General features: G+C 67.2%; 26 protein-coding genes. 13 read left to right on the forward strand and 13 right to left on the reverse strand.

Going from position 1 to position 26,416, the window contains the following annotated elements; translation table 11 throughout:
• Positions 1-15: 15 nt before the first annotated feature.
• Entirely contained in the window at positions 16-771 is a 756-nt protein-coding gene (locus tag ABZX86_RS33895) for a metal-dependent transcriptional regulator (RefSeq protein WP_355129494.1), read from the reverse strand.
• Between the two features lie 151 nt (positions 772-922).
• Here ABZX86_RS33895 and ABZX86_RS33900 point away from each other — a divergent pair, with 151 nt between their 5' ends.
• The 4 genes from ABZX86_RS33900 to ABZX86_RS33915 all read left to right on the forward strand — a co-directional run bounded on the left by ABZX86_RS33900 (position 923) and on the right by ABZX86_RS33915 (position 6,515).
• On the forward strand, positions 923-1,876 hold the full coding sequence (locus ABZX86_RS33900; RefSeq protein ID WP_355129496.1) for a bifunctional riboflavin kinase/FAD synthetase: 954 nt from the start codon (positions 923-925) through the stop codon (positions 1,874-1,876).
• A 162-nt stretch (positions 1,877-2,038) separates the two neighbouring features.
• On the forward strand, positions 2,039-2,308 hold the full coding sequence (rpsO, locus tag ABZX86_RS33905) for a 30S ribosomal protein S15 (RefSeq protein ID WP_067529397.1): 270 nt from the start codon (positions 2,039-2,041) through the stop codon (positions 2,306-2,308).
• 431 nt (positions 2,309-2,739) lie between these two features.
• Complete coding sequence (locus tag ABZX86_RS33910; protein ID WP_355129498.1) at positions 2,740-5,004, forward strand: polyribonucleotide nucleotidyltransferase; 2,265 nt, start codon at positions 2,740-2,742, stop codon at positions 5,002-5,004.
• A 146-nt stretch (positions 5,005-5,150) separates the two neighbouring features.
• The gene (locus ABZX86_RS33915; RefSeq protein WP_355129500.1) at positions 5,151-6,515 is read left to right on the forward strand and encodes a pitrilysin family protein; all 1,365 of its coding nucleotides are present in this window, start codon (positions 5,151-5,153) and stop codon (positions 6,513-6,515) included.
• 12 nt (positions 6,516-6,527) lie between these two features.
• Here ABZX86_RS33915 and ABZX86_RS33920 read toward each other — a convergent pair whose 3' ends face one another.
• Complete coding sequence (locus ABZX86_RS33920; protein ID WP_355129502.1) at positions 6,528-7,127, reverse strand: TetR/AcrR family transcriptional regulator; 600 nt, start codon at positions 7,125-7,127, stop codon at positions 6,528-6,530.
• 90 nt (positions 7,128-7,217) lie between these two features.
• Between ABZX86_RS33920 and ABZX86_RS33925 the strand changes: the two genes are divergently transcribed.
• Both ABZX86_RS33925 and ABZX86_RS33930 read left to right on the forward strand, forming a co-directional pair.
• On the forward strand, positions 7,218-8,639 hold the full coding sequence (locus ABZX86_RS33925) for a VWA domain-containing protein (RefSeq protein ID WP_355129504.1): 1,422 nt from the start codon (positions 7,218-7,220) through the stop codon (positions 8,637-8,639).
• 99 nt (positions 8,640-8,738) lie between these two features.
• Positions 8,739-9,422, forward strand: a complete 684-nt coding sequence (locus ABZX86_RS33930; protein ID WP_355129506.1) for a pyridoxamine 5'-phosphate oxidase family protein — start codon at positions 8,739-8,741, stop codon at positions 9,420-9,422.
• A 6-nt stretch (positions 9,423-9,428) separates the two neighbouring features.
• Here ABZX86_RS33930 and ABZX86_RS33935 read toward each other — a convergent pair whose 3' ends face one another.
• Positions 9,429-9,935: a GNAT family N-acetyltransferase gene (locus tag ABZX86_RS33935; protein ID WP_355129508.1), complete on the reverse strand. Its 507-nt coding sequence runs from the start codon at positions 9,933-9,935 to the stop codon at positions 9,429-9,431.
• 32 nt (positions 9,936-9,967) lie between these two features.
• A complete protein-coding gene (locus ABZX86_RS33940) occupies positions 9,968-10,291 on the reverse strand; it encodes a helix-turn-helix domain-containing protein (RefSeq protein WP_355129510.1) in 324 nt (107 codons plus the stop codon).
• Between the two features lie 92 nt (positions 10,292-10,383).
• Here ABZX86_RS33940 and ABZX86_RS33945 point away from each other — a divergent pair, with 92 nt between their 5' ends.
• The 3 genes from ABZX86_RS33945 (at position 10,384) to ABZX86_RS33955 (ending at position 14,042) form a co-directional block, all read left to right on the forward strand.
• Complete coding sequence (locus tag ABZX86_RS33945) at positions 10,384-11,586, forward strand: MFS transporter (protein ID WP_355129512.1); 1,203 nt, start codon at positions 10,384-10,386, stop codon at positions 11,584-11,586.
• 191 nt (positions 11,587-11,777) lie between these two features.
• Positions 11,778-13,220 carry a pentapeptide repeat-containing protein gene (locus tag ABZX86_RS33950; protein WP_355129514.1) on the forward strand — a complete coding sequence of 481 codons (1,443 nt, stop codon included), beginning with the start codon at positions 11,778-11,780 and terminating at the stop codon, positions 13,218-13,220.
• 111 nt (positions 13,221-13,331) lie between these two features.
• Positions 13,332-14,042 carry a hypothetical protein gene (locus tag ABZX86_RS33955; protein WP_355129516.1) on the forward strand — a complete coding sequence of 237 codons (711 nt, stop codon included), beginning with the start codon at positions 13,332-13,334 and terminating at the stop codon, positions 14,040-14,042.
• A 52-nt stretch (positions 14,043-14,094) separates the two neighbouring features.
• On the opposite strand, the gene ABZX86_RS33960 is transcribed toward ABZX86_RS33955, so the two are convergent.
• The gene (locus ABZX86_RS33960) at positions 14,095-14,751 is read right to left on the reverse strand and encodes a methyltransferase domain-containing protein (protein WP_355129518.1); all 657 of its coding nucleotides are present in this window, start codon (positions 14,749-14,751) and stop codon (positions 14,095-14,097) included.
• A gap of 99 nt (positions 14,752-14,850) precedes the next feature.
• Here ABZX86_RS33960 and ABZX86_RS33965 point away from each other — a divergent pair, with 99 nt between their 5' ends.
• Positions 14,851-15,966 (forward strand): alcohol dehydrogenase catalytic domain-containing protein, encoded by a 1,116-nt coding sequence (locus ABZX86_RS33965; RefSeq protein ID WP_355129520.1) that lies wholly within the window; start codon positions 14,851-14,853, stop codon positions 15,964-15,966.
• 232 nt (positions 15,967-16,198) lie between these two features.
• Here the strand turns inward: ABZX86_RS33965 and ABZX86_RS33970 are convergent, their stop codons facing one another.
• Positions 16,199-17,764: an esterase-like activity of phytase family protein gene (locus ABZX86_RS33970; RefSeq protein WP_355129522.1), complete on the reverse strand. Its 1,566-nt coding sequence runs from the start codon at positions 17,762-17,764 to the stop codon at positions 16,199-16,201.
• A gap of 194 nt (positions 17,765-17,958) precedes the next feature.
• Here ABZX86_RS33970 and dapB point away from each other — a divergent pair, with 194 nt between their 5' ends.
• Together dapB and ABZX86_RS33980 are read left to right on the forward strand one after the other, a co-directional pair.
• Complete coding sequence (gene dapB / locus ABZX86_RS33975; RefSeq protein ID WP_355129719.1) at positions 17,959-18,699, forward strand: 4-hydroxy-tetrahydrodipicolinate reductase; 741 nt, start codon at positions 17,959-17,961, stop codon at positions 18,697-18,699.
• Entirely contained in the window at positions 18,696-19,193 is a 498-nt protein-coding gene (locus ABZX86_RS33980) for a hypothetical protein (RefSeq protein ID WP_355129524.1), read from the forward strand. Before dapB ends, ABZX86_RS33980 begins: the two co-directional genes overlap by 4 nt.
• A gap of 298 nt (positions 19,194-19,491) precedes the next feature.
• Here ABZX86_RS33980 and puuE read toward each other — a convergent pair whose 3' ends face one another.
• From puuE to ABZX86_RS34015, 7 genes are all read right to left on the reverse strand, one after another.
• Positions 19,492-20,409 (reverse strand): allantoinase PuuE, encoded by a 918-nt coding sequence (puuE, locus tag ABZX86_RS33985; protein ID WP_355129525.1) that lies wholly within the window; start codon positions 20,407-20,409, stop codon positions 19,492-19,494.
• The gene (gene alc / locus ABZX86_RS33990; RefSeq protein ID WP_355129527.1) at positions 20,406-21,437 is read right to left on the reverse strand and encodes an allantoicase; all 1,032 of its coding nucleotides are present in this window, start codon (positions 21,435-21,437) and stop codon (positions 20,406-20,408) included. The genes puuE and alc overlap by 4 nt, the downstream gene beginning before the upstream one ends.
• Positions 21,434-22,648 carry an aldolase/citrate lyase family protein gene (locus ABZX86_RS33995; protein ID WP_355129529.1) on the reverse strand — a complete coding sequence of 405 codons (1,215 nt, stop codon included), beginning with the start codon at positions 22,646-22,648 and terminating at the stop codon, positions 21,434-21,436. The genes alc and ABZX86_RS33995 overlap by 4 nt, the downstream gene beginning before the upstream one ends.
• Positions 22,645-23,391 carry an aspartate/glutamate racemase family protein gene (locus ABZX86_RS34000; protein ID WP_355129531.1) on the reverse strand — a complete coding sequence of 249 codons (747 nt, stop codon included), beginning with the start codon at positions 23,389-23,391 and terminating at the stop codon, positions 22,645-22,647. The genes ABZX86_RS33995 and ABZX86_RS34000 overlap by 4 nt, the downstream gene beginning before the upstream one ends.
• A 5-nt stretch (positions 23,392-23,396) precedes the next feature.
• Positions 23,397-23,543, reverse strand: a complete 147-nt coding sequence (locus tag ABZX86_RS34005; protein WP_355129534.1) for a hypothetical protein — start codon at positions 23,541-23,543, stop codon at positions 23,397-23,399.
• Between the two features lie 88 nt (positions 23,544-23,631).
• A complete protein-coding gene (locus ABZX86_RS34010) occupies positions 23,632-24,330 on the reverse strand; it encodes a GntR family transcriptional regulator (RefSeq protein ID WP_355129721.1) in 699 nt (232 codons plus the stop codon).
• 100 nt (positions 24,331-24,430) lie between these two features.
• Positions 24,431-24,865: a MarR family transcriptional regulator gene (locus tag ABZX86_RS34015; protein ID WP_355129536.1), complete on the reverse strand. Its 435-nt coding sequence runs from the start codon at positions 24,863-24,865 to the stop codon at positions 24,431-24,433.
• An 86-nt stretch (positions 24,866-24,951) separates the two neighbouring features.
• Here ABZX86_RS34015 and ABZX86_RS34020 point away from each other — a divergent pair, with 86 nt between their 5' ends.
• Complete coding sequence (locus ABZX86_RS34020) at positions 24,952-26,400, forward strand: DHA2 family efflux MFS transporter permease subunit (protein WP_355129538.1); 1,449 nt, start codon at positions 24,952-24,954, stop codon at positions 26,398-26,400.
• Positions 26,401-26,416 lie beyond the last annotated feature (16 nt).

Raw genomic sequence — 26,416 nt, forward strand, 5'->3', positions numbered from 1 at the left:
TATTTCCGCGAGCCCTCAATTTTCGTGGGTCAGCCAGATGGCCTCGGCGGCAATGCTGCCGAGATCGATGGTGCGGTCTTCGATGCGCACGGCGATGGTGCCCGCGAAATCGCGGCGCTCCACCACGGTGATCGGGGTGTCGAGGGCGATGCCGAGGGAATCGAAGTACCGCAGCATGGCCGGATCGGAATCGGAGATGCGCGCCACCCGGCCGATCTCGCCATCGCCGAAATCGCTGAGCTGCCGTGCGGGCGGCGTCGGGACCGCACCGTCCACCGAGGGAATGGGGTCGCCGTGCGGATCCCGGTCCGGATAGCCGAGTTTGGCGTCGATGCGCGCCATGAGCGTTTCGGAGACGGCGTGCTCGAGCACCTCCGCCTCATCGTGCACCTCGTCCCAGCCGTAGCCGAGCTCATTGACCAGGAAGGTCTCGATGAGCCGGTGCCGGCGCACCATGGCGATGGCGGCGCGGCGGCCGTCCTCGGTGAGGGTGATGGCGCCGTAGCGCGCATGCTGGACCAGGCCCTGATCGGCGAGCTTGCGGACCGCCTCGGAGACCGTGGACGCGGACACGCCGATGCGTTCGGCGAGCAGCTTGGTCGACACCTTCTCCGGCGACCATTCCTGCGCGGTCCAGATCACCTTCAGATAGTCCTGTGCGACAGAGGACAGGACGGGAGCAACGCTGGTCGCGACGGCGGTGAGGGTACCGGTGGGTTCGGACGGATCGGCCAGCTCGCGACGGGTGGCGATGTCTCGTTTTCCAGGCACGTACTCGAGCTTAGGCACAGCCGCGCGGGTTTCACACATCGGCGCGCCTGCTGGTAGACCGAGGTGAACTACGGGTGACCACAGTGCTTCCTCCTGTGAAGATCCGCACCGCGGAATACTGTCTGTGACGCGCTTTGCGTAGGCTTCCGGTGTGCAGAGATGGCGAAGTCTCGATGAGATGCCCGCGGAATGGGGCCGGTGTGTCCTCACGATCGGGGTGTTCGACGGCGTGCACCGCGGTCACGCCCAGCTCATCAGCCGTGCGGTGAAATCCGCTGCGGTGCGGGGTGTTCCGTCGGTCCTCATGACTTTCGATCCGCACCCGGTGGACGTGGTGCGGCCCGGCTCGCATCCGCCGCAGCTGTCCACCCTGCACCGCCGCGCGGAGCTGGTAGAAGAGCTCGGTATCGACGTCTTCCTGGTCATGCCGTTCACCAAAGATTTCATGAAGCTGACGCCCGAGCAGTACGTCGAACAGCTGCTCGTGGACAAGCTGCACGTCTCCGAAGTGGTGGTCGGCGACAACTTCACCTTCGGTAAGCAGGCGGCAGGCACGGTTGACACCATGCGCGAGCTCGGCACCCGCTTCGGCTTCGATGTGGACGGCGTCCAGCTGCTCGGCGAACATGCCGTCACCTTCTCCTCGACCTATATTCGCGCCTGTCTCTCGGAGGGCGATGTCGCGGCCGCCGCCGAGGCGCTCGGCCGCCCGCATCGGGTCGAAGGCGTGGTCGTGCACGGTGACGGTCGCGGTAAGGGGCTCGGCTTCCCGACCGCCAATGTGGCCCCGACCATGCACGGCGCGATTCCCGCGGACGGTGTGTACGCCGGCTGGTTCAGCGTGCTGGACGAACCGGGGGAGCGGCGCATGGCGGCCATCTCGGTCGGCACCAATCCCACCTTCGACGGCCGCACTCGCACGGTCGAGCCGCATATCCTCGACTTCGACGGTGACCTGTACGAGAAGCATGTCGCGGTGGACTTCGTCGAACAGCTGCGCGGCATGCGCAAATTCGAGTCCATCGAGGAGCTGGTGGAGGCCATCCGCCGCGATGTCGAGCAGACTCGCAAGGTGCTCAGCGCCGCGGAAGCCGTGGCCGAATAGCACGTCCCCGCGTGATCCGCCAGGGGCGATTAACGGTCCAGGTCACCGGTCCGGTAACCTGATCCGTCGGGTTTGCTGTGGTCTGCGGCAGCGCCCAACCGGGCCGGTTTCGGCTTTCGTCCCGGGATTCCGAGCGCGGACTGGAAAATCAGGAGTGAATTCGTGGCGTTGACCACCGAGCAGAAGAAGGCCATCCTGGCCGAGTACGGCCTGCACCCGACGGACACCGGTTCTCCGGAAGCCCAGATCGCGATGCTGTCCAAGCGGATTTCCGACCTCACCGAGCACCTCAAGGTGCACAAGCACGACCACCACACGCGCCACGGTCTGCTTGCGCTGATCGGTCGCCGTCGCCGGCTCTCGAAGTACCTGCAGGCCAACGACATCGCGCGTTACCGTTCGCTGATCGAGCGTCTGGGTCTGCGTCGCTAGTCTTTGCGATACCGTGCCGCGGTTTCACGCGACACAACACGACTGCCGTAGGCAGTTGACGAACCGGCCGACGGGGAGGCATAGAATCTCCTCGTTGGCCATTCGTGCATCCGGTGAACGATGCCGTATGCACGCCAACACGAGCCGTATGCACCTGATCCGTGGCGTCGGTCTTCGGTAGTGGCTTTTCGGGGCGCAGCAAGAGGTAGAAACACCGCGCTGCCGGAGGGCTTCGATCGATGACCGCCTCCGCGTCGCCGTTTCCAAGGGGAGACGGCCGGGTGTGCGCGCGTAGGCCAGGAGGGTCGCCGCGAGCCCGTGCCGGGTACAGCTTGCCCCTGTCAAGGGGACACAACAGTCGGATCGCGCCACCGTCCCACACGGGGAAGCGGCGCTGGCATCCGGCGAAGACGAGAGGTTGAGAGAAGAGAATGACCGAAACAGTGACCAGTTCCGCCGCCGAGGTCGAGCCCGGCGTATTCGAGTCCGTCGCGCTGATCGACAACGGCAGCTACGGCACCCGCACCATCCGTTTCGAGACCGGCCGGCTGGCCAAGCAGGCCGCCGGCGCCGTCGTCGCCTACCTGGACGACGAGACCATGCTGCTGTCGGCGACCACCGCCGGTAAGCACCCCAAAGAGCAGTTCGACTTCTTCCCGCTGACGGTGGACGTCGAAGAGCGCATGTACGCCGCGGGTCGCATCCCCGGCTCGTTCTTCCGTCGTGAGGGCCGCCCCTCCACCGACGCCATCCTGACCTGCCGCCTGATCGACCGGCCGCTGCGCCCGTCCTTCGTCGACGGCCTGCGCAACGAGATCCAGGTCGTGGTGACGGTCATGTCGCTCGATCCCAAGGATCTGTACGACGTGGTCGCCATCAACGCGGCCTCCGCCTCCACTCAGATTGCGGGCCTGCCCTTCTCGGGTCCGGTCGGCGGCGTGCGCGTCGCCCTGATCGGTGACCAGTGGGTCGCGTTCCCGACCGTGGAGCAGCTGGAAGGCGCCGTGTTCGACATGGTCGTCGCCGGCCGCGTGGTCGAGGGCGACGTCGCCATCATGATGGTCGAGGCCGAGGCCCCGACCCACGTGCTGTCCCTGATCGCCGACGGTGGCACCGCTCCGACGGAAACCGTTGTGGCACAGGGCCTCGAGGCCGCCAAGCCGTTCATCGCCCGCCTCTGCAAGGCGCAGGCGGACCTGGCGGCGCTGGCCGCCAAGCCCACCGGTGAGTTCCCGGTCTTCCCGGCCTACCAGCCGGACGTGTACACGGCCGTCGAGGGCACCGCGAAGACCCCGCTGAACAACGCGATGTCCATCGCCGCCAAGCAGGAGCGCGAAGAGAAGATCGACGAGATCAAGCTCGACGTGCTCTCGGCGCTGGCCGAGGACTTCGTCGGCCGCGAGAAGGAGATCGGCGCGGCCTTCCGCTCGGTCACCAAGAAGCTTGTGCGCCAGCGCATTCTGACCGACAGCTTCCGCATCGACGGTCGCGGTCTGGCCGATATCCGCGCCCTCTCGGCCGAGGTCGCGGTTGTCCCGCGCGCCCACGGCTCGGCGCTGTTCGAGCGCGGCGAGACCCAGATCCTGGGTGTCACCACCCTCGACATGGTGAAGATGGCGCAGCAGGTCGACTCCCTCGGGCCGGAGACCTCCAAGCGCTACATGCACCACTACAACTTCCCGCCGTACTCCACCGGTGAGACCGGCCGCGTCGGTTCGCCCAAGCGCCGCGAGATCGGCCACGGCGCTCTCGCCGAGCGCGCCCTGATGCCGGTGCTGCCGTCGCAGGAAGAGTTCCCGTACGCCATTCGCCAGGTGTCGGAAGCGTTGTCCTCCAACGGTTCCACCTCCATGGGCTCGGTCTGCGCCTCGACCCTGTCGCTGCTGAACGCCGGTGTGCCGCTCAAGGCCCCCGTCGCCGGTATCGCCATGGGCCTGGTGTCCGACACCATCAAGAACGCCAAGGGCGAGGACGAGGTCCGCTACGTCGCGCTGACCGACATCCTCGGCGCCGAGGATGCCTTCGGCGATATGGACTTCAAGGTCGCCGGTACCCCGGAGTTCGTCACCGCGCTGCAGCTGGACACCAAGCTCGACGGCATTCCGTCGCAGGTGCTGGCCGGTGCGCTGAACCAGGCGCGCGACGCCCGCATGACCATCCTGGATGTCATGGCCGAGGCCATCAACACCCCGGACGACATGAGCCCGTACGCGCCTCGCGTCACCGCCATCAAGATCCCGGTGGACAAGATCGGCGAGGTGATCGGGCCCAAGGGCAAGGTCATCAACCAGATCACCGAGGAAACCGGCGCCAACATCTCGATCGAAGATGACGGCACCGTCTACGTCGGTGCGACCAACGGCCCTGCGGCGCAGGCGGCGATCGATCTGATCAACGCCATCGCGAACCCGCAGCTGCCGAAGGTCGGCGAGCGCTTCCTGGGCACGGTCGTCAAGACCACCGCCTTCGGCGCGTTCGTCTCGCTGCTGCCGGGCCGTGACGGCCTGGTCCACATCTCGAAGCTGGGCAACGGCAAGCGGGTCGCCAAGGTCGAAGACGTGGTCAACGTCGGCGACAAGCTCCGCGTCGAGATCGCCGATATCGACAACCGCGGCAAGATCTCGCTGGTTCCGGTCGAGGAGGAGTCCGCTGAGAACGCGGAAGCCCCCGTCGCCGAAACCGTAGCGGCCGAGTGATTGTCGTAGCTCTGACGTAAAGTGCGGTGGCCCCTTGCTCCGGATAATGGAGCGAGGGGCCACCGGCTTCTGCAGGTACATAGTTCGTAGGCACCAGGTACGTAGTTCGTAGACACTCAGTGAGTTCGAGACGCGGGTTGGGAAGCATGGGTCGGAAGAAGGACACTCCACTGTCGGGTAAGAGTTCTGCACTGGTTCTCTCCACGTCTGAAGCGGTGTACGCCGACACCGGTCTGCGCAAAACCGTGCTGCCCGGCGGGCTACGCATTGTCACCGAGCATGTCCCCGGGGTGCGCAGCGCCTCCATCGGCGTATGGGTCGGCGTCGGCTCGCGCGATGAGGGCTCGACCGTTGCCGGAGCCGCGCACTTCCTCGAACATCTGCTCTTCAAGGCCACGCCCACCCGCTCGGCGCTCGATATCGCGCAGGCCATGGATGCTGTCGGCGGCGAACTGAATGCGTTCACCGCCAAGGAGCAGACCTGCTACTACGCGCACGTCATCGACGAGGATCTGCCCATGGCGGTGGATCTGGTGTCCGATGTGGTGCTCAACGGGCTGTGCCGCGCCGAGGATGTCGCCGTCGAGCGGCAGGTGGTGCTCGAAGAGATCTGCATGCGCGATGACGATCCCGAGGATATGGTCGGCGATGCCTTTCTGACCGCGCTCTTCGGTGACCATCCCATCGGCCGTCCGGTGATCGGCAGTATCGAGAGCATCGAGAGCATGCAGGCCCCGCAGCTGCGCGGTTTCCATCAGCGGCGCTACCGGCCCGACCAGATGGTGGTCGCGGTGGCCGGCAATATCGAGCACGAGCACACCGTCGAACTGGTGCATCGCGCCTTCGCCGGTCGTCTCGATCCGGTGCGCGAACCCGCACCGCGCCGTGAGGGTAAATTCCGTCCCCGCACCAGTCCCGAACTGATTCGCATGCACCGGGACAGCGAGCAGGCGCACCTGGTCTTCGGTACCCGTGCCTTCGGCAGGCATGAGGGCGATAAGCGCTGGCCGCTGTCGATTCTCAATACCGTGCTCGGTGGTGGCCTCAGTTCCCGTCTGTTCCAGCGGATTCGGGAGGAGCGCGGCCTGGCGTACTCGGTGTACTCCAGCGTCGACACCTTCGCCGATACCGGCGCCTTCTCGGTGTACCTCGGCTGCCAGCCCGAAAATCTGGGCCAGGTGGCGAGTCTCGCGCGTGGCGTACTGGAAGAGGTTGCGGCGGATGGCATTACGGACGCCGAGTGCGCCCGCGCCAAGGGTTCCCTGCGCGGCGGTCTGGTGCTGGGCCTGGAGGATTCCGGCTCCCGCATGAACCGCATCGGCCGCAGCGAACTCAGCTACGGCAATCACCGCAGCGTCTCCGAAACCCTCGCCCGCATCGACGAAGTCACCACCGACGAAGTCTCCCGCATCGCCGCCACCCTGCTTTCCCGCCCCATCGGCGCCTCGGTAGCGGGCCCCTACCGCCGCACCCGCGACCTCCCCGCCGTCGTCCGCCGCCTCGTCGACTGACCGTCGGCCGGATTACCCTCCGCTGCCGTCCGTTTGCGGGCGGTGCGCTTCGAGGAGGGTGCGGGCCATTTTCTTCGCGCGGCGGGCGGCGAGCAGATCGCCCTCGGCGGCGGCGATGATCGCACCCTTCATGAGGAGGTGCCAGGAGCGGGCGAAATCGTCGATATCGGATAGGCCTGCGCGTTCGGCGCGGTAGCGGACTATGTCGCGAATGCGTTGCAGGTGTTCGATGCCCGCACGGCCCAGCGGGTGATCCGCGCCCATTTCGAGCAGCACATTGATGAAGGTGCAGGCGTTGAAATCGTCGGCGGCGAACCATTCGTCGAAGACGTCGAAGATCGCCAGCAGCTGCTGCTCGGGTGTTTCGCCCCGGCGCCGGGACTGTTCTTCGATGAGTCCGAAGGTCCAGAGTCGTTCCCGGCGCTGCAATACCGCCGTGACCAAGTCGATGGTGGTGGGAAAGTGCTGCTGCAGTTCGACATACGTGATTCCGGCACCGGCCGCGATGGCATGGACGTCGAGAGCCCGCACGCCTTGGCGGGTGACCACCTCGTAGGCCAGGCCCACAATCCGATCACGAATGCTGACAACCGAATTGTCGGCGATTGTCATGTCCGAAGCCTACGCGCGCGAGATCGCCGCGCCTATGCGCAATCTGCCGCTCGGTGTTGCGATTGCGGTGATGCGGGCACACTGGTGCGCGTGACGAATCTCAGCAAAGGGTCCAATGTGCCGGTCGCTGCCAATGCTGTTCGCGCCGTGCTGGCCTGGACGGGCGGACCCGGGGTGCCCGGGGTCGACGCATCGGCGCTCCTGCTGACCGCGGCGGGGCGGGTGCGGTCGGATGTGGATTTCGTCTTCTACAACCAGCCGCAGCATCCCGGCGGGGCTGTGCGGCATCTGGGCAAACGCGGCGACTTCGACGCCCTGGAGGTGAATCTGGCTGCGGTCGAGGGGGATATCGAACGCATCGCGGTCTGCGCGTCCGCCGACGGCGGGACCTTCGGACAGGTACCCGGATTGCAACTGCGCCTGATCGATGCCGCGAGCGATGCGGAGATAGCGCACTTCGATATTGCGGCGGGCCCGGAGACTGCCATGTGGTGCGGGGAACTGTATCGGCGTGGCGGGGCCTGGAAGTTCCGGGCCGTCGGTCAGGGCTGGTCCAGTGGATTGGCCGGGCTGGCAACGGATTTCGGCATCACGGTCGAGAAGGAGCCCGCACCGCAGGTCGTCGCGACCGCGTCGCCGAACCTGCCGTCGCCCGCGGCGCCCATGCCGCCGCCCGCATATGCCGCGCCGGCCCGTCCTGTCTCCGGCGGACCCACGCCCGTTGCCTCGCAGCCCGGTATGCGGCTCACCAAGGGTGAAGAGCGCCTGCCCGTCGATATGCGAAAACGCCTGTCGCTGCGCAAGGAACAGGTGGCGGTCAGCCTCGCCAAGCGCGGAATTTCCGGCCTCACCGCACGCGTCGTACTGGTGCTGGACGCCTCCGGCTCCATGACCCCGCTCTACGACAAGCAGCTGGTGCACCGTGTGGTGGAGCGCATGGCCGCCGTCGCCGCCCAGCTGGACGACAATGGCGATATGCAGGCCTGGACCTTCGCCAGCACCCCGGCCCGCCTCCCGGATCTGGCCATTGCCGATATGCCGCAATGGATTTCGCTACACGTCCGCTGCGGCAAGCTCTCCCTGTTCGGCAATCGCAAACCGCCCCGCGACCTGCAGCCCGGCCAGATCGATATGCGCACCGTGGGCATCCAGAACGAGGAGCAGAAGGTGATCGCCGAGGTCCGCTCCTATATCCGCGCCCAGCCGCTGCCCGTCCCCACCCTGGTGCTCTTCTTCTCCGACGGCGGCGTCTACAAGAACAGCGAGATCGAACAGGAACTCCGCGCCGCCGTCGAGGAACCCATCTTCTGGCAGTTCGTCGGCCTCGGCACCCGCTCCGGCTACGGCGTCCTGGAACGCCTCGACACCATGGCGGGCCGCCGCGTCGACAATGTCGGCTTCTTCGCCGTCGACGATATGGACCAGATCACCGATCCGGAACTCTACGACCGCCTGCTCTCGGAATTCCCCGCCTGGATCGACGAAGCCACCCGAGCGGGCATCCTCCGCTGACCTGCGCACTGCCCGGGCGATGAATCCCACACGGTGAGGCTGCGGACCACGGTCGCGCCGCTGGTAGCGTCGATTGCCGGGACGAGCGAAGGGAGCATCGTGTCGAATCGGTACGCGCAGATCGCCTTTTCGGCCGGATCTGTGGACCTGCAGCAGCGTGCGGGCAGTTTCCGGGATTACGGTGCGCAATTGGAGCAACGCCGGATGGACGGGCCCGAGCCGCTGGACCTGCGGGAGCGCGGGTTCATCGGCCGCGCGGACTCGTTCTTCCTGGGGACCGCGACGCCGGAGGGCTGGCCCTATATTCAGCATCGCGGCGGACCGAAGGGCTTCGTCCAGGTCCTGGACAACCACACCATCGCCTTCGCTGATCTCTCCGGAAACCAGCAATATGTGACCGTCGGAAATCTGGCGGCCAATTCCCGTGTGGCGCTGTTCTTCATCGACTACCCGCTGCGCGAGCGGCTCAAGGTATTCGGGACCGCCCGGGTCGTCGAGCGTGCCGAGGACGCCGAGTTGGTCGACCGCGTGGCCGGCGCCTACTCCGGTGCGATCCAGAAGATCGCCGAACGCGCCCTGATCATCTCCGTCGAGGCCTTCAACTGGAACTGCGTGAAGTTCATCAAACCCCGCTTCGACAAGGCGCGCCTGGACGAAGCCCTCGCCCTCGAGCGCAAGGCCGCGGCCGAGCAGGCCGCTCGCTACGAGGCTGCCCTCGACGAACTCCGCCGCGAAAACGCTTCCCTCCGAGCCCAACTCGCCACCGGGCCGACCAGGAACTGAGGGCGGCTACAGCTCGCGGCGCATCACAATGCGCGGCCAGCGGTTAAGGCCCAGTTCGGCCTCGTTGGCGCGGATCTTGCGCAGGCCGGGGGTCAACTCGTCCTCCTCCACCTCGTGGAAGCCGATGCGCGCGTAATACGGTGCGTTCCAAGGGACTTCGGTGAAGGTGGTGAGGGTGAGGGCGGACAGGCCCGCAGCGCGGGCGTGTTCGGCGGCGGTGTCGATGAGCATGGCGCCGATCCGGCGGCGCGCGGCGTTCGGATGTACGGAGACCTGGCCGATGTGCTCGGTATCGTCGACCTCTTCGCTGATGAGGTAGGCGATCGGGGTGTCGCTGTCATCGACGGCGACCCAGGCCCGGCCGTCGCGCCGATGCTCCTCGAGTACCTCGATCGCGGGCGGGTCGTCATCGGCGACCTCGATCATGCCCAGTTCCCGGAACGGTTCGCCGGTCGCGTCCTCGATGTCCTGCAGGATATGGAGATCGTCGATCGTCGCGGCACGAATGCGCATTCGTAAACGCTATCGCACCAAGTCGCCCGAGGTCAGTCGGACAGGCGGTTCGCCGCGCTCAGGACCGCGTCCAGCAGTCCGGGCAGTTCCGCGTCGACCTCGGCCAGGCGCAGTCGCTGACAGGTCTGGCCGTCGATGGTGAGGCGTTCGGTGAGACCGGCCAAGCGCAGGATCTTGAAGTGGTGGGCGGCGGTCGACTTGCTGATCGCGTCGTAGAGCGCGGTGCAGCGCAGCGGCTCGTTCGCATTGCCCAGCCGGCGCACCATTTCGAGGCGGACCGGGTCCTGCAGCGCGACCAGGACGGTCGGCAGCGGTGCGATCGGGGCCACCGCGGGCGTGTCGTAGGTGTCGGGCATGAAATACCTCACTCGGGAACTGGTTTGACGATCATCGAACCAGGCGTATGGTCAGGTTCGATAGTAATCGAACTTACCTGATGGAGGGTGTGATGGCAGCGACAGCGACGGTTGCGGCTCCGGTGGAGCAGGGCAGCCAGACCTGGGCCTACGCGCTCATACTTGCCGCCGGTGGCGTAGCGCTCGGAGTTTCCGGCGCGCCCGCGCCGCTGTACGGCATGTATCAGCAGGCGTGGCATTTCTCGCCGCTCACTACGACATTCGTCTTCGCCGTCTATGCCGTTGCCGCCCTGGTCGCAGTGCTCGTCTCCGGCCGCATCTCCGATGTGGTCGGCCGCAAGCCGGTGCTGCTGGGCGCCTGCGCCCTCATGATCCTCGGCCTGGTGGTATTCCTGTTCGCCGACAATGTGGCCATGCTGCTGGTGGCGCGGGCGCTGCACGGCTTCGCGGTCGGCGCCACCGTGGTGGCGGGTGCGGCGGCGCTGCTGGACCTGCGACCCACCCAGGGCGCGCGCTCCGGGCAGTTGTCCGGTGTGGCCTTCAATATCGGTATGGCAGTGGCGATTCTGGGCTCGGCGCTGCTCGCGCAGTACGCGCCGTATCCGCTGCGCACGCCGTACATGGTGATCACGCTGGCCTGCCTGGCCATCGGCGCGGGTGTGCTGGCGCTGCGGGAACCGCACACCGCGCGCATCGCGGGGCGCATCAAGATTTCCCGCCCGGCCGTGCCCTCGGAAATCCGCAGTGATTTCTGGTTCTCCGCACTCGGTGTGATGGCGGCCTGGTCGGTGCTCGGCGTGCTGCTGTCGCTGTATCCCGCACTGGCCTCGGCCAAGACCGGCATTCACAATCTGGTCTTCGGCGGCGCGGTGGTGGCCTCGACCGCCATCGCCGGCGCCGGAGCGCAGTACTTCGCGGGCGGAATTCCCGCGCGCCGCGCGGCGATCATCGGCGATATCGGCATGGCGATCGCACTGCTGCTGACGATCCCGGCGCTGAACACCCACAACTGGGTGCTGGTGCTGGCGGCCGGATTCCTGCTGGGCACCACCTTCGGACTCGGCTTCGGCGGTTCGCTGCGGCACCTGTCCAGCGTTGTGCCGCACCACAAGCGGGGCGAGACCATGTCGGCCTACTACCTGCTCGCCTACTCGGCCATGGCGTTGCCGACCGTGGTCGCGGGCTGGGCGGCGACCACCTGGAGTCTGACTGCCGTCTTCCCCTGGTTCGTCGTGGCGGTGGCACTGGCCTGCCTGACGGCAGCCGGGCTGGGTCTGCGGCCGCGGAAGGCCTGAGCGCGCACCACCCGAAGAGTTATGGCCCGTCCGGCGAGCAGCCGGGCGGGCCCTGGTGACTGCTGGGCCGCAGCCCCGGGACCGTGATCGAATGCGGTGCCATTTTCGGTCCGGGCGGCGAAAGGGCCTGTCGGAGATCAGGAATCCGGGCTTGCCGTGCGTTGTGCGGGTGCGATCGCTATCCTTCCGCTATGCGGTGGTGGGGGAGGTTCGGGGGAGTGTGGAACCGGGCAGTACATCGGTCGGCCCTCTTGCTGTCGGTGGTGTTCGCGGTCCTGGGTGGACTGGCCATCGCGGCGCTCACCTGGTGGGTGATGTGGGAGCTGCTCGGCGCCAAGGCGGAGACGCCGAATCAGGTGGATCTCACCAAGATCGCGCTCTCGGTGACTGCGGGCGTGGGCGGCGCGGTGGCGCTGGTGGTCGCCTATCGGCGGCAGCGCGACAATGAGCGCGGCAGGTTCGCCGAGGTGTTCGGCGCCGCGGCCACCCAATTGGGCAATCCCGATGTGGCGGTGCGGCTTGCCGGTGTGTACGCCATGGCCGGTGTCGCGGACGAGTTCTCGGCCCGGGGGCGGCGGCAGCAGTGTGTCGATGTGCTCTGCGGATATCTGCGACTGCCGTACGCGCCGGACGAGGGCGCCAGCCATCTGGTCTCCAAATCCCAGCGCATCGAGGATGCCGGGACGGCGGTCGAGCGGGTGTACCACTATCGGCAGAACGACCGGCAGGTCCGCGAGACCATCGTGCGGGTGATCACCGAACATCTGCGGACCTCCGCCGAAGTGTCCTGGTCCGCTTGCGATTTCGACTTCTCCGACGCCGCCTTCGAGAATGCCGACTTCCGCTACACCGTCTTCGCCGGGCGCAATACCCGCTTCAGCAATGCCATGTTCACCGGCGGCCGCGCCACCAGTTTCGAGAAGGCGGCCTTCCTCGGTAAGCGGGTCACCTTCCGCGGGGCCATGTTCCGCGGCGCCACCACCTCCTTCGATCAGACCCGTTTCAGCCATGCGCGGGTCGCGCGCGGTGAACGCGGCAGTACCGGAACCACTTTCATCGATGCCACCTTCGGTGGTCCGGTGAGCTTCGACGGCGCGGAGTTCGGCGGTGCGCGCACCGCGTTCACCCGCGCCAAATTCGCCGGTGAACGCAGCGGTTTCGCCAATGCCAAGTTCACCGCCGAGCTGACCTCCTTCGAGCGCGCCATTTTCGACGGTGATCGGCTGACCTTCACCGGCGCCGAATTCTTCGGCGCCAAACTGGTTTTCACCTCCGCCCGCTTCTACTCCGAGGCCACCTCCTTCGACTGCGCGCATCTCGGCGGCAGTACCCGCTGGCGGTCCGGCCGCACCCAGGAGGTGAACTTCTCCCGGGCCGAATACCACGGCAAGGTGTCCTTCGCCGATGCGGTGTTCGGCGGGCGCTCGGCGGTTTTCGCAGGCGGTGACTTCTTCGGGGAGATCTCCTTCCGGCGCGCGGTCTTCGATGCCAGAGAGGTCAGTTTCGAGCGCCCGAAGGCCTGGGTCGGCGTGCACTTCGACTGGAATGAGACGCCCGCCACCAAACCCGCCAATATCCTGCCCGAGCAGTGGCCACCGGCCCCGGCGGAGAACCTGCCGGAGCGCACCACCTAGCGCGACCCGATCTGTCGGATTGCCCCCGGATCGTCCCGTGCGATAGCTTGCAGCGGTAACGAGTAGGGGATCGTAGTGGGGACGCTGGGCATTCATTGGATTGTCGTCGAAGTGGCAGTGGCACTGCTGTTCTCGGCCGCGATCGTGGGTTTTCTCGTCATCAGGGGCAAACGCGCACTGGTGCTCGTGACCCTTGCGCTGGGCATTTCCGGCTGGCTGGCCTTGGCGGCTGGCGTGCAGCCCGGGGTGGCGGTGCTGATGGGGGACACCGTCGCCGGCACCGCCGTGCCGCCCGCGCCCGGCCTGGTCCCGGCGGGTTCGATGGCCCCCACGACCAGCGCCAAACCCGTTGCCCCGGATCCGATGTCGCTGCTGAAGCCGGGTGATTGCGTCGAGGTTCCGATGGAGGCCGCGACCGATGCCTCCGGCGCCCCGACCTGGAAGCCCGGTTCGCCCGATCCCGCCGACTGCACTTCTCTCGACGCGAACTACCGCGTCCTGCAGACCGGCCCGGAACCCTGCGCCGGCCCGCTGTTCAAACTCGAGACCAGCCGCAAGGATCGCTCCGGAAAGCAGCTCTACCATCTGTGCCTGGCCTTCGACTGGCGCGTCGGAGTCTGTTACGACACAGCGCATATGGACGAACCGTCGAAGGTCGATTGCGGAACACCCGGCGATCACATCGTGCAGGCCACCGCGGTGCTGGAGGACTCCACCAGCGGTGCGGGCTGCCCGCGCGACGGCAAGGGCGCGGTGTGGGTCGTCTGGGACAAACGCCGGATGACCGTCTGCTTCCGCGGCGGAGACGATCCGGGCAAGTGACACTCGGGTCCTGGTGCGACCGCAAGGGCTCGCACCAGGGCCTGGCCGGAAATTACACCCGGCGCGCGATGGTGATGACGTCCGGGATCAGCCAGGACGGCAGGGGACGCGCGACCTTGCGCTGATCCTGCAGTTCGAACCCGGCATCCTCCAGCAGCTTCCGGACCTCGCTGGGGGACGGCGCGTGCGCGGGGAACAGGGGGCTGCGGGTGAGGCGCTGGATCGGACGGGCGGTGGGCGCCGACGGGTGCATGGTGGCAATGGCGACCAGGCCGCCGGGAACCAGCACCCGATGGAATTCGCGCAGCGCCACCGGATGATCGAAGAAGTGAAAGGCGCTGGTGGAGACCACCGCATCCAATTCACCGTCACCGAGCGGAAGATGTTCGGCGGCGGCGTGCCGCCAGTGCACGTCGGCGGACCGGGCGCGGGCCTGCTCCAGCATGCCCGTGGAGGCGTCCACGCCGTAGGTCACCTCCGGATGCAGTTCGCGAGCGATGCGCGAGGTGAGAATGCCGGTGCCGCAACCGATATCGGCGATCCGGCGGGATCCGGCCGCCCGCAGCTCGGAAACCACCTGGTCCTGCGGCGGGCGATACACCGCCTGCTGCAGTGCCGCGGTGTCGTAGGCGCGGGCGACATTGCCGAAGAACCCGGTCACCACCCGGTTGAGGGCACGGTTGCCCGTGGTGAGGGAAGTGCTGTTCATGTGTGCTCCTAATCTTGTCCTCATCGAAGCAGATTTCGAACTGTCTGGGAAGGTTTGGCGAGCTGTGGGTGACCGGTGCGGTGGAGTAGCGTCGGGCCCATGAGGATTCGTGGAGCTGTCCTGGAACGAATCGGGGCGTCAGCACCCTTTGCGGAGTCGAAGCCGATTACGGTGAGCGAACTCGACCTGGGTGAACCCAACCCCGGCGAGTTGCTGGTGCGGATCGAGGCGGCCGGACTGTGCCACTCGGATCTGTCGGTGGTGGACGGAAATCGGGTGCGCCCGGTGCCCATGCTGCTCGGGCACGAGGCCGCCGGCCGGGTCGAGGCCGTGGGTCCGGGCGAGAGCGATATCGCCGTCGGGCAGCGGGTGGTCATGACCTTCCTGCCGCGCTGCGGCGAATGCTCCGGCTGCGCCACCGAGGGCCGTACCCCCTGCCTGCCCGGCAGTATGGCCAATAATTCGGGCGAGCTCATGAGCGGCGGACGGCGGCTGCTGCGCGACGGTGAGCCGGTGCACCATCACCTCGGGGTCTCGGCTTTCGCCACCCATGCCGTGGTCGACCGCCACTCGGTGGTGCCGGTGGACGACGATGTGCCGCCGGACGTCGCGGCCGTCCTCGGCTGCGCGGTGCTGACCGGCGGTGGGGCGCTGCTGAATTCGGCGCAGCCGACACCCGCGGATCGCATTATGGTGGTCGGGCTCGGCGGCGTCGGAATGGCGGCCGTACTGGTCGCGGCCGCACTGCGGGAGGGCACCGGCCGCGATGTGATCGCCGTCGATACGGTCCCGGAGAAATTGAAGATCGCCCTGGAACTCGGTGCGACAGCGGCTTATACGCCGCAGGAGATCGCCGATCAGCACATCCAGGCCGAAGTGGTGATCGAGGCCGCCGGCAATGTGCGGGCCTTCGAAACCGCGGTCGCCGCCACCGCCACCGGCGGCAAGACCGTCACCGTGGGCCTGCCCGCGCCCGATGCGATGGCCAGCATCTCGCCGCTGGGCCTGGTTGCCCAGGGCCGCACCATTATCGGCAGCTACCTGGGCTCGGCGGTCCCGTCCCGTGATATCCCCGAGTACGTCCGCATGTGGCGGGAGGGCAAGCTTCCGGTCGAACGCCTGGTCTCCTCCCGCATCCGGCTGGAGGACATCAATGCGGGTATGGACGAGCTGGCCGCAGGGCACGCCCTGCGTCAGGTGATCGTTTTCGACTGAGCCGCAATGTAATCCGCTGCACTGCGCGGCGCGGCTCCGTGAGACCGCTGCTGCACGCGCGGCTCCGTGATACCGCTGCTGCACGCGCGGTTGCGTGGGACCGCATGGCATGGTCGCGTGGGATATCGTCACACGGTTGCGTGGGATATCGCCGCGCTGGAAATGACTGCGCCCGCCACGAATCAACGTGGCGGGCGCAGTCGTGAGCGCTGTCGCAGTTCGGGCGTGGCGGTCAGTGCACCGTGAGGCTGATCGTCACGGTCTGTTTCTTGGCGGGCAGTTTGGTGGTGTCGACCAGCAGAATCTCGCCGGAGTCCTGAACGCCGTTCGGCAGCATCTTGGCCTTCAGGCCGAAGGGCGCCTTGTCTCCGGTCGCGCCCTCGAGCCCGAAATCGCTGTCATCGGAGATGTAGAGGGTCTTGCCGCCGTCGTTCGTGGCGACGCCTTCGATCTTGTCGTGGCCGAAGAACTTGCCCTCGGAGTTCAGTCCGTCGAGCAGCCCGCCCAGGTCGAGGCCGGACTTCTTGGTGACCGGGGTGATTCCCGCCTTCTGCAGTGCGGCCACACCGTCCGCGGTGGGTACCGTACCGACGTAGGCTTCGAGCGGCTTACCGTCGACCAGCAGGCCGTTCTTCGAATCATATTGCGCACCGGGCACATTCGCCTGCGGCCCGACATCGGTGGCGCCGCTGATATCGATGGTCCACAGCTTCTTGTTCGCCTTGGGCGCCTTGTTGCCGTCGCGCTCGTCGACGACGAAGGTGGTATTGCTCAGCGCGGTGATCTCGGAGACGGCGAGCTTCTCCTTGGGATCCTCCAGCGGGTAGACCAGCTCCTTGACCGCCCGGGACTTCAGATCCACCATCACGATGCGGGTCATCGGCACCTCGCGGGAGGAGCTCACGCCGGGCGCGCTCAGACCGCTCTGGATGATGCCCACCAGCGTGTTCCCGTCCGGGGTGATGGTGAGGCCCTCCATGCCCTGATTCGGTGTGCGCAGCGAAAGCTCCTGCGGCAGACCGCGTCCCGGTGCGAGTCGCTCCAGCTCACTGCCCTTGGCATTGAAGTGCACCAGGAACGGGCCGTATTCGTCGGAGACCCAGAAGGTGCCGTCGGGCAGCGCCACCAGGCCCTCGCTGTCGATGCCGTGATCGGTGGCGGGCAGCACATTCCCGTCGAGGTCGCGTATGGTCTCACCGGTGGAGGCGGCGGTGTCGACCAGGCCATTGAACGGCTGCCCCACCGGATTCTTCAGCGCGAGAGTGGATTCCACGACGGCCCGGGTGCCGACCAGCTTGAACTTGGCGATGGACGGTGTGAAATCCGGTACGGCGGCCAGCTTCTCGTTCTTGCCCTTGCCGTCCACATTCGGGCCGCGGTCGGTGAGCCCGTAGAACTCGTCCTTCGATCCCGGCACCGGCGCGAGCGCGGAACCGAATCCGCTGGCCTGCACGGTAACTCCGCCGAAGGTGCCGAGCGGGGGAATGTCGGTGGTGAACAGTCGCACCGCATCGGTGGTGGTGACGGTAATGCTGTCGGAGCCGGTGTATCCGGCGGCGGGGGTGTAGACGAGGGCGCCGTCGGTGCGCCGGCTCACGGCGCCGTGCTGCGGATCCGCGATCGCCACCGCCGCGCTGCCGCCGGTCTTGGCCAGCAGATCGTCCAGGGAGATCACCAGCGGCTGATCCTTGCTCGCGGTGAAGTCCGCACCGGAGCCGGAGGAGGAGCAGGCGGCAAGGGCAGCGGCGCACACGGCAACGGCGACGAGCGCGCTCGGGGTATTGCGGCTAATTCTCACCAGGGATCAATACCGCGCCTATCCGACCGTGAGTTGACCACGACCTGAACATTTGCCATTGGGTAGCTCGCCCGCCCCGATCCGGCACGTCACGGGGGTTCCGCAGCGCTGTACAGCGACCCGATAGGCTCAGGCGAGACCCGTTGGGGTTGTCCAGGCGAAGTATGTGAGGAGACGTGGTGACCACGAACCGGATCCGGGTGGGTGTACTCGGAGCGCGCGGCAAGGTCGGGCAGGCGATCTGCGCGGGTGTCGAGGCGGCCGCCGATCTGGAGCTCGTGGCCCAGGTCGACAAGGATGACGCCCTGGAGACCTTCACCGCCGCCGGTACCGAGGTCGTGGTCGACTTCACCAGCCCCGGCGTCGTGATGCCGAACCTGAAGTGGCTGGTGGAGAACGGTATTCACGCCGTGGTCGGTACCACCGGATTCGATGCCGAGCGGCTCGGCCAGGTGCGCGACTGGATTGCCGCCAAGCCCGAGGTCGGCGTGCTCATCGCCCCCAACTTCGCCATCGGCGCGGTGCTGTCCATGCGCTTCGCCGAGCAGGCGGCCCGCTGGTTCGACTCTGTCGAGGTCATCGAACTGCACCACCCGAACAAGCTGGACGCGCCGTCCGGCACCGCCTACCGCACCGCCGGGATCATTGCCGCAGCCCGGGAGAAAGCCGGTGTCGGCCGCAGCCCCGATGCCACCGTCGATGAGCTCGAGGGTGCGCGCGGCGCCGATGTCGACGGTGTGCGCGTGCACTCGGTGCGCCTGGCCGGTCTGGTCGCGCATCAAGAGGTGCTCTTCGGTACGCAGGGTGAGACCCTCACCATTCGACACGACTCCATGGACCGCACCTCGTTTGTCCCCGGTGTACTGCTCGGTGTGCGCAAGACCCCGCTGCGCCCCGGCCTGACCGTGGGCATCGACCCACTGCTGGACCTGTGAGCACCACCCCGGAGAACAACACCCGCGAGGTCGGCAAGCGGGTCGCCTTCATCGCGGCCCTGGTGCTGGTGCTCGGGTTCTACTTCATCCTGCTGGGCCGCATTGCCGTCAGCCTCATCGCCTCGGGCTCCATCCCCGCGGCGATCCTCGGCGTCGGCGTCTTCCTGCTGCCGCTGCTCGGCGTCTGGGTGGTCGCCTCCAGCGTCCGCGCCGCCTTCGCCCACCAGCATCTGGCCCGCCGCATCCACGCCGAGGGCCTGGAACTGGACACCTCCGACCTCCCGCGCCGCCCCTCCGGCCGCCTGGAACGTGCCGCCGCCGACCAGCTCTTCGAGCAGGTCAAAACCGAATGGGAAGCCGACCCCGACAACTGGCGCAGCAACTACCGCGCCGCCCGCGCCTACGACTACGCCGGCGACCGCACCCGCGCCCGCGAAATCATGCGCCGCGCAGTCGAACTCGAACGCCAGGAACGCACCACGCAGACCGGCTGAGCCCGCCGGGCCGGAGCCACTCATTCGGACCCAGCAGTCCCAGTCATTCCAGGCGCAGCGTCCCCGGTCATTTCGGGCGCAGCGTCCCCGGTCATTTCGGGCGCAGCGTCCCCGGTCATTTCGGGCGCAGCGTCCCCGGTCATTTCGGGCGCAGCTACCCCCGTCATCCCGGCATGCTTGTGGCCGGGATCCACACTCACAGCGGGCCAGCGAATTTCGGTCGATCCCCGCAACGACGACGGTGGCCCGGAACCGTACGGTTCCGGGCCACACTCATCTCTCACTCACGGCGCACCGGTCAGCGCGCCGGGTGCACCTTGCGCCAGTGGTCGGCGATATCGATGCGGCGGGTGAGCCAGACCTTGTCGTGGGATTGCACGTAGTCCAGGAAACGCTCCAGAGACTTTGCGCGGGCGGGCTTTCCGGCGATGCGGCAGTGCAGGCCTACGGACAGCATCTTGGGGGCGCCCGCTTCGCCCTCGGCGTAGAGGACGTCGAAGGCGTCGCGGAGGTAGGCGTAGAACTCGTCACCGTTGGCGAAACCGGCGGGGGAGGAGAAGCGCATGTCGTTGGTTTCGAGGGTGTACGGGATGACGAGCTGATCGTTGGCGCCCACCTTCACCCAGTACGGCAGATCATCGGCGTAGGAGTCGGAGTCGTAGGCGAAACCGCCGTGCTCGACGACCAGTTCGCGGGTCTGGGGTGAATCGCGACCGGTGTACCAGCCCTGCGGCGGCGCACCGAAGAGACGGGTAATGATGCTCACCGCCTCCTTCATGTGCTCGCGCTCGATCTCCGGATCGACCGACTGATACGAGATCCAGCGCAGCCCGTGACAGGCGATCTCGTGGCCGAGTCGCTGGAAGGCCGCGACCGCCTCCGGATTGCGCTCCAGCGCCCGTGCCACCCCGAAGATGGTCAGCGGGATATCGCGCTGCTCGAACATGCGCAGCACCCGCCAGAGCCCGGCACGTGAGCCGTACTCGTAGATGGACTCCATCGACAGGTGCCGGTTCGGGAACGACTGGGCCGGAACGATATCCGAGAGGAAGGTCTCCGACCCCTCGTCCCCGTCGAGCACATTGTTCTCGCCGCCCTCCTCGTAATTGAGGACGAAATTGACCGCGATATTGGCATTGCCGGGCCATTGCGGATGCGGCGGGTTCGGGCCGTAGCCGACCATATCCCGGGGGTAGTCCGAATCGAAGTCGCTCATGCGTTGTCCTCCTGCTCCGCCGCCAGCCGCGCCCGCGCGCCGTCGGTGAGGTTGCCGTACAGGCGAAGTCGCGCGAGGCCGCCGTCGGGGAAGGCGTCCAGCCGCACCTCGACCACCGCCGCGTCCGAGTCGATGGCGAACCGGTGCCGGGTATCGGGCCGGATCACGGTGCGCGGCAACAACTCCACCTCGGAGCCGTCGGCGCGAATACCGGTGAGTGCGGCTGCCCCCGGGCTGTTGAACAGGAAGTACGAGGTGTCGATCTCGGCCATGGTGAGCACGCCCTCGCCCGCCAGCCGCACCAGCACCCAGTCATTGTCCTTGTCGCGGCGGCGCGCGGTCTCCCAGCCGCCGCCCATGGACTGTGCTCGCCCGGGCAGCAGCACATTCTGCGGATGCGAATAGAAGCGATTGGAGCAATCCGCCACCAGGCCACCGTTTTCCAGCGCGGCCAGATCGAACGGGCCCGAATCCAGCCAGCGCAGATCGGGTGTGGCCACACCGTGCACCCGCAGCCGGGCGACGCCGCCGTCCGGGAACATGCGCAGGCGCACATGGGTGAACCGGCGCTTCGAATCGACGGTGAACGGATTGCGGCTGTCACCGCCGACCGCGCTGCGCTCGACAATGGTGGTCCAGCCGTCCAGCGCGGCAATCTCTGCTGCGGCCGGATAACCCTGCACCGCAATGGCTTCCACGGAAACCTCGGGCGGGTAATTGCCCTTGAACCAGGCGGTGTCGACCACGATGCCCGCGATCACGCCGGGCACACCCAGCCGCACAATGGCGGTGTCGCAATCATCGGGTTCCGGGGCATCCCCGGCCTCGTCGCGCCGCCGCCGGGTCTCCCACCCGTCGTACACCTGGCCCTTGTGACCGAAGGTCGCGGGCTGATAGGTGGAATCCTCCGGCCGGACCAAATTCTCCTTCTCCGCGAAGGATTCGTCATTGGCCCAGATCACCGCACCGCCGAGGGAGCGGACGGCCAGATCGGGCAGGAGGGTGAAATCAGTCGTATCTGCGGTCATAGCGACGGCATCTTCCTCTCTCGCAACTGATGTAGAACATCGACGGTGGCGGCCGGTATAAGCGCCGTCACTTCGTCGGGATCGAAAGCGCCGCAATCCAATCCGCGCAGCACCACGGTCGCGAGGGCCTGGGCGGTGGCGGGTTCGTCGACCACCGCGCCGCCCTGGCGATCCAGGTAGCGGCCGATGCGCGGCGCGGCCACCTCCAGTGCGGTGCGGTAGAAGGCGAAGGTGGCCAGCCAGCGGGTGGCCAGATGCCCGGCGCCCATATCCCAGCCCTGGTAGTAGCCGCGCTCCAGCGAGCGGGTGACCAGGCGATAGTGCCGGGCCAGGGCCGCGCGCACTTCGTCATCGGTGCCCATGGGCAGTACCTGGGTCGAGCCGTCGCACACCCATACGCCGGTCTGCGCGGCGGCGGCCTGCATGACCGCCTTGGCGTGATCGGCCACCGGATGTTCCAGCGACTGGAACTGCGGTGCGATACCGCAGGCCGCACTGTAATCGTATGTGCCGTAGTGCAATCCGGTGCAGCGTCCGGCCGAGCGGTGAATGGCCTGCGCCACCGTCGCGGTGCCGTCGGCGGCGATGACGGCCTGCGGACTCTCGATCTGCAGCTCGAACTTCAGCGACTGCTCGGGCAGCCCGTGCGCGGATTCGATTGCCTGACACAGCAGTACGGCCGCCTCGGCCTGATCGGCCGAGCGAATCTTCGGAATGGTGAAGACGAATCCGGTCGGCACCCCGCCCGCGCCCTCGAGCACCTTCTCCAGAGTGCGCACGGCGCGCGCCCATTCGAGCGTGGTGAGACCCTTCGTGCGAATGCCGCGGGAGACCACCTCGGCGGGCAGTGCGGCGAGCACGGCGCCCGCGCGCAGTGCGTCGCGATCCTCCACCGCATCGCCACGCGTGCCGTAGCCGTCCTCGAAATCCAGGCGCAAATCCTGGATCGGCCGCCAGCGCAGCGCGGTGAGCGCCCGCGACAGCACCTCGCCGCCGGCCAATTCGGTCAGCACCGCACTGTGCTTCCCGGCCAATTCGATTGCCGTCGCACCCCATTCGCGCGGGAGCTCGGGGGTGGCGTCGGCCGCGCTCACATAGACGGTGTGGATCGGCTGACCCGCCCGATCGCCCGGGTATCGCTGTGCCAACTCGGAATCGACGGCCTGCAGGCGGCCCTCGATATTGCCCAGTACATACGGGGGCAGGGTCACGAACGCGCCTCCTCGGCATCGGTGGAGAATCCGGCCAGCAGGCCGGTGTAGTGCTTGGGCAGCGGGGTCGCGTACTCCCCGCGCCCGGATTTACGCAGTCCCATGGTGACCAGCGACTGCACGGTCAGCGTGGCCGCGGCGACACCGTCGATCACCGGTACGCCGACCTCGCGGGTCAGGTATTCGCACAGATCCGCCATGCCCGCGCAGCCCAGCACGATGGCATCGGAATTGTCCGTGTGCACGGCCTCCCGGCAGGCATCCACGATCACCGTGCGCGCCTTGGGGTCCTCCAGCTCCAGCACCGGAATCTCGCAGGCGTGAATGCCGAGGCAGAACCGCTGCATGCCGTAGCGTTCGGCCAGCTCCGCGGCCCGGCCGGAGGTACGGGCCAGGGTGGTCACCACGCTGAAGCCGCGCCCGAGATGGCTCGCGGCCTGCATGGCGGCCTCGGCGATGCCGATCACCGGCCCGCGGGCCAGCTCGCGCGCCGCATCCAGGCCGGGATCACCGAAACAGGAGATCACATAGCCGTCCACGCCCTCCGCCTCACCACGGGCGATCTCGGTGAGCAGGCCGGGGATGGAAAGCGCTTCGTCGTAATGGCTTTCGATGGAGGCCGGACCCATGGTCGGGGTAATGCCCTCGATCACGGTCCCGGGTGCGGCCACCGCCCGGGCGGCGGCCGCGGCCAGATCGGTCATGGCCGCGGTGGTATTGGGATTGATGACTCGAATTCGCATGGATCTCACCGAGTTTCGAATACGGGGCCGGACGGGTGCATACCGCTGATCTTGCCGGAGACCGGCATCGGGAACACGGCGGCGAGTGTGCCGGCCGTCGCGATCGTGCCGCTGATCCGCCAGCTGCCGCGCCGCGGATTCCTGTCAGGCACGTCGCACATCCGATCTCATAGGTCCGACCTTCGGAAACAAAGGTGTTCGCGATGCTATCGAGCGGGTATTGCCCGGTTGTTGCTGAAACTATATATCTTTCTGACCGGCCGAATCCGCAAAAAGTCCGGTATCGGTGGGCAGTCGCGAGAGTACTCCGTTGAGCCGCGTGTGATGCGCACCCGTGGCCGCCAGCAGCGCGTCGGAATCGCGAGCCAGGAAGGCCGCGAGCTGCTTACTGTGATCGGCGTGCAGCACCACCCGATCGGCCGTGCTGGCGTGCACCATGGGCTGCACCGGTTCGGTGATATTCCAGGCGTATTCGAGCATGTGCACCACCCGCGGCATACCGGACGGCCGCACCAGCGCGAGATGGAAGTTCCGCGTCTCCCGGTGATAGGCCAGGGCGTTCTCGGTGAGAATCGCCCGTTCCAGCCGGGCATGGATCTCCCGGGCGAGCTCGTGATCGGCCGTCGTGGCCTGGTGCACGGCGGCGGCCAGCGCCGCGGCCTCCAGGCTCTCCCGCACGACATACAGCTCGCGCAGCTCGGCCGCCGTCAACAGCGTCACCTGATATCCGAAGTTCGTCTTGTGCTCGACGAGCCCCTCGCCGATCAGGGTCTGCAGCGACTCCCGCACCGGAATCGCGCTGACCCCGAACTGCCGGGCCAATTCCCCCAGCGGCATACCGGTCCCCGGCGGCAGATTGCCCTCGAGGATCAGCCTGCGCAACTCGTCGAGAATCTCGTGCTGCGAATACCCGCGATGCGCATCGTGCGCAGGGGTCAGCTGAGGTAGTCGGGGTAGTCGCGGTCGGGAAGGCACCAGCCCACGGTAGCGGTCCGGCCTGCGGCCGGGAACCGCGTCACCGGCGGCCGGGTCCGGCAGCTCAGAGCTCGTCGAGGTCGTAACCCAGGGCCTTGAGCGAAAGCCGGTGCAGCGTAGTGCGTTCCGCCGGGGTGAGCCGCTGCAGCAGCACATCGGTCGCCGCATCGACGCGCGCGCCGACCTCCTCGCGCAGTTTGCGTCCCGAGGCGGTGATGGTCAGCCGGTATTTGCGCCGGTCGTCGGCGTCCCGGGTGCGGGTGACCAGGCCCGCCTTCTCCAGGCTGTCGATCAGCCGGACCACTTCGCTGCGGTCGATGGCCAGCGCATTCGCCATTTCCTGCTGCGTGATGTCGCCGCTCTCCTCGAGGTAGGTCAGTACCCAGTGCTCGCGCAGCGGCGTATCAAGCTCGGTGTGCATGGCCTTGTGCAGCTTGCCCAGTGCGTACGTCGGGTAGCGCAGCAGGCCCCGGGGGTGGTACTCGCGGTTTTCGGTCACCTGCGGATTATATCTATTGTTGAGGAACTCAATCATTGTTAGTATCTGCAATTGAGAAGCTCAATCACAACTGAAGGAGGGGTCCGATGTCGCAGCCGCGCACGGATGCCAGCGCTCCCAACGCCCCGAATGCCATTGCCCCCGACCCGAATGCCCCCGAGGCCTCCGACAAGATCCCCGCGCACGTCTGGCGCACCGCCGCCGTCGTGGTGTTCGGCGCGATCATGGGCATGCTCGATACCTCACTGGTCAATATCGGCCTGCACACCATCGGTGCGGATCTGCACAGCTCGCTTGCCACGATTCAATGGGTGGCCAGCGGATACCTACTCGCCCTTGGTGTTTCGCTCACCGTCTGCGGCTGGCTGGCGCGGCGCGTCGGCGTGGGCCGGCTGTGGATCGGCGCACTGCTCGCCTTCACCCTCACCTCGGCCGCCTGTGCGCTGGCCGGGTCGGCGGAATGGTTGATCGCGCTGCGCGTACTGCAGGGGCTCGCCGCCGGAGTCATGATTCCGGCCGGTCAGACCATCCTCGGCCAGGCCGCCGGACCCAAGCGCATGGGCCGGGTCATGGGCGTGGTCGGCATCGCCGTGGTGGGCGCGCCCGCCATCGGGCCGACCATCGGTGGTCTCATGCTGGCGAATTGGAGCTGGCAGTGGCTGTTCCTCATCAATATTCCGCTGGGCCTGATCGGCATCGCCCTCGGATTGCGGTATCTGCCGCTGCAGGGCGGCGCACCGGCGCAGCGCCTGGATGTGCTCGGCCTGATTCTCGGCGGTGGGGGAGTGTCGGCCGTGGTCTACGGCCTGTCGGAAATCGGTATCGACGGCTCGTTCACCGCGCTCTCGGTATGGCTGCCGGTCCTGCTCGGCCTGGCCGCGCTCGCCGGATTCATCGCGCGCACGATCAGCAGCAGCCGGCCGCTGCTCGACGTTCGCATGTTCAAGAACCGGGTCTTCGCGGCCGCGAACGCCGCGAGCTTCTTCGCGGGTGCGTCCATGTTCAGCGTGATGGTGTTGCTGCCGTTGTACTTCCAGGTGCTGCACGGTGACGGACTGATTCGCACCGGCGTACTGCTGATCGCCTTCGGTGCGGGCGGCGTTGTCACCCTTCCGCTCGGCGGCCGCCTGGCGGACCGCTTCGGCGGCGGTGTCATCGCGGTGGGCGGCAACCTCGGGGTGGCGCTGACCGTGCTCCCGTTCGCCTTCCTCCCGATCGATGCCGATACCTTCCTGATGGAGATGCTGCTGTTCGCGGCGGGTGTATTCACCGCACTGTCGGGCATCCCGCTGATATCGGCGGCCTACGCCTCCGTCCGCCACGATCAACTGCCCGATGCCGCGGCCTTCGTCAATATCCTGCAGCGTGTCGGCGGCGCGGTCGGCGTGGCCGCGATCGCGGTAATCCTTTCCCGCGCAACGGCATCCGGATGGGAGCCGATTTCCGGCTACCACTTCGCCTTCGCGGCCATCGCGGCGCTGTCGCTCATCGCCTCGGCCGCCTCCACGGTGCTCCGCCGCCACCAGCGCCGGTAGCGAACCACCACAACGA

Origin of the sequence: Nocardia sp. NPDC006630 (assembly GCF_040611495.1) — a bacterium.
Taxonomy (GTDB): Bacteria; Actinomycetota; Actinomycetes; order Mycobacteriales; family Mycobacteriaceae; genus Nocardia.